This is a genomic window from Rhodococcus sp. R1101 (assembly GCF_000278445.1).
Taxonomy (GTDB): Bacteria; Actinomycetota; Actinomycetes; order Mycobacteriales; family Mycobacteriaceae; genus Rhodococcus; species Rhodococcus gordoniae.
The window spans coordinates 1-3,135 of the sequence record NZ_AJVB01000461.1; the positions used below are offsets into that span (position 1 = coordinate 1).

Genomic DNA, 3,135 nt, shown 5'->3' on the forward strand with positions numbered 1-3,135 from the left:
AGGCCCCGGCGGAGGACGCCGCCGGACTCCCGGCGGAGGGCGGGAACGAGACGTCGATCCGTCGCATGAGGTCGACCGTATCCAGTGCGTGGAGGTCTGCCGCGTCCTCGGGGGTCATGGGGATCGCTCCACCCTCCGGTCCCGGGACGACGACGCGCAGGCCGTCCATCGTGCGTCCGTGCCGCCGTCGGTATTCGCTGTATGCGAGGAGCATCGCCGCGGTGAAACCGCTCGGGACACGACAGCCCGCACGTTCGCAGGCGCGTCGCAATGCGGCGAGATCCGCGTCGAGTACGTGCAGCCGCGGAGGGCGGGGCGCGGGCTCCTCGGCACGGTCACCGGTACGTCCGAGCAGAGCGTTGATCAATCCGGTGCTCAGCGAGGTGAACATGTGCGCCGCGGTGCGGAACGATTCGGCACCCTGCTCGGAGACCGACCTCGCCCATGACAACATCGAGTCGGCCTGCCCGGACGCCGGCGTGGAGCCGAGGTGCCGAAGGCGGATCACGAGTGCCGATTGGCCGCCGTCCAAGCCGTCGAGGAGGGTCAGTTCCCAGCGGGGGTGCCGGAGACCGGAAGGGTCGGGCGCCGAGCGGGCGTAGGCGAGCACTTCCTCGAAACTCGCCGGGGCGGCCAGCGCGACCCGGTCGAGATGCCACGGCGGATCCGAGTCGGGATGTCCGGCGCGACGCGGCGGGTCGAGGCCGAACGGAAGTTCCACCACCCGGTGCCGGAAACCGGGCGACTCGTGATTACCGGGCGCGAGCACCGCGGCGACCCGATCCCAGTCGGGGGTGGCATCGAGAAGGATCGCGGCGACGACGGAGGAACCCGGGGAGTGGGCCCGCGCGCGGTCGTCGGGGGTGTCCTTCACATGAGGCACCGTCTCATATCGTGATCGTCGGACACCTGCGCTTTGCTCTCGCTTTGCACTATCGAGTCGAAAAGGTGACACGTCGTTGCCGGCTTCGGAGTCGTCCCACATGCAGGCCGTCACGTCCGCGCCCGACCTCTCCACCGGCCCACGGCCACCGCCCCCAGTCCGGCTGCGGCGATCCACGGTGCCCCCGAGACGAGCGGGTCGAGCCACTGATGGTTGACGTCGGCACGCGAACCGCGGCGCCTCGACGCCCCGCCGTGCGCGGTGATCTCCGCCCGGAGTCCGCTTTCGGTCACCGGATTGTCGGGCCGGCCCTGCATCAGGGCGCGGACGCGGCTCTCGGCGACGTCGATGCGGTCGGCACCGATCAGGAGCAGCCAGTGCGCGGCCCGGCCTTCGCTGTACCGGCGGTAGGCGTGCCTGCGCACGGCACCCGACAGTCCTTTCAGCGGTGCCGTGGTGCCGAACACCGGCGTGACGAAGGCGTGCTCGATGGAGCGCTCGCGGTTCTCGTAGCCCGGTTGGCGTTCGGGGAAATCCCAGTGCGCGCCGGTGGCTTCGGGAGCGAATCGTTCCTTCGGGACGGACGGGCGGTCGCGCGGATCCAGGTCGACTCCCCATCCGGGAATGCGAGCGCGCAACCGGTCGGGGCTCTCGGGGGGTTCGGGCTTGTCTGCGGTGTAGGCCATGGCGGATCCTCCTCAGCTCCCGTCGGTGACGATGATCGGCTTGATACACCCGTCGAGTTTCGACGAGAACATGTGATATGCCTCCGCGATGTGTTCGAGCGGAACGCGGTGCGTGACGATGTCGTTCGGTTTCAGATAGCCGTTGCGGACGTGTTCGAACAGGCGGGGCCACTGACGTTTGACGGGGCACTGGTTCATTCGCAGCGTCAGTCCCTTGTTCAGCGCGTCCCCGAACTTCACGGCACTGAAGATCGGACCGTAGGCGCCCATCACCGAGACGGTGCCGCCCTTGCGGACACCGTCGATCGCCCAGTTCAGCGCCACCGGCGATCCGCCCTGCATCTTCAGTTTCGCAGCGGTGACGTGCTGCAGGAAGTTCCCGTCGGCCTCCGCGCCGACCGCGTCGATGGCGACGTCCGCCCCGAGATGACCGGTGATCTTCTTCAGATGGACGACGATGTCGTCGTACTCCGCGAAGTTGTAGGTCTCCGCGTGCGCGAAGGTCCGGGCCTTCTCCAGCCGGTATTCGAGGTGGTCGATCACGATGACCCGGCCGGCACCCATGAACCAGGCGGACTTCGCGGCGTAGAGGCCCACCGGTCCGGCGCCGAAGACCACAACCGTGTCGCCCTCGGCGATGTCGCCGAGCTGGGCACCGAAGTAGCCGGTCGCGAGAGCGTCGGTGAGCATCAGGGCGTCCTCGCGGTCCATCCAGTCGGGGACGAGGGTGGGGCCGACGTCGGCGAACGGCACCCGCACGAACTCCGCCTGGCCGCCGTCGTAACCCCCGCAGGTGTGCGAGTAGCCGTAGATGCCTCCGACCGCGGTCGCGTTGGGGTTGACGTTGTGACAGTTCGAGTACAACCCGCGCACGCAGAAGAAGCACGACCCGCAGAAGACGTTGAACGGGACCATGACCCGATCCCCGGGTTTCAGATTCCGCACCGACGGGCCCACCTCGTGGACGACGCCGACGAACTCGTGGCCGAACGTCGTACCGACACGGGTATCGGGCATCATGCCGTGATAGAGATGCAGGTCGGAGCCGCAGATCGCCGCCAGTTCGACGCGCACGATCGCGTCGTTCGGATGTTCGATCCGGGGGATGTCCTTCTCTTCGACGCGAACCCGGTACGGGCCGCGATAGACCATCGCGCGCACTTGTGCTCCCTCGTCGTCGTTCGTGTCGACGCGGATACCCGACATGGGAGCTGTCAAACGACGGTGTGCGCCGGGCAGCCCGCGACCGGGCGACTCACACCGCCGGCACGTCGGGTGCCGGGTGGGCGCCCCCGGACACGGTGTGCGCCCACGGCTCGGCCACGAACTGCCGTGTCAGGGCGTCGACGACATCGGCGGGGTCGTGGCGGCGTTCGAATGCGCGGCGTTGCAGCATCGCGCCGGTGCCGCGCGAGAAGATCTTCTCCGACATCTTCACCGTGCGGCGATAGTCACCCGTTTCCTCCAGTTGGGGCCGGATGTGCCGGAGGAGAGTGGCGAACGACTGTCGTGAGGTGGTCGTCCGTCCCGTCGGCACGTCGATCGCGCGCCCTCCCGGTCCCTCGC

The 3,135-nt window shown here is 68.5% G+C and carries 3 protein-coding genes and 1 pseudogene; all 4 read right to left on the minus strand.

The window, feature by feature from the left end; genetic code table 11:
- The coding region (locus R1101_RS0119865; RefSeq protein WP_016935057.1) for a wax ester/triacylglycerol synthase domain-containing protein at positions 1–874 on the minus strand (874 nt) is incomplete at its 3' end.
- 119 nt (positions 875–993) lie between these two features.
- Positions 994–1,569 carry a hypothetical protein gene (locus R1101_RS0119870; RefSeq protein WP_016935058.1) on the minus strand — a complete coding sequence of 192 codons (576 nt, stop codon included), beginning with the start codon at positions 1,567–1,569 and terminating at the stop codon, positions 994–996.
- 12 nt (positions 1,570–1,581) lie between these two features.
- A complete protein-coding gene (locus tag R1101_RS0119875; RefSeq protein WP_026003493.1) occupies positions 1,582–2,730 on the minus strand; it encodes a zinc-dependent alcohol dehydrogenase in 1,149 nt (382 codons plus the stop codon).
- Positions 2,731–2,824: 94 nt separating this feature from the next.
- Positions 2,825–3,135 (minus strand): annotated as a pseudogene (locus tag R1101_RS0119880) (carboxylate--amine ligase); the annotation flags it as partial.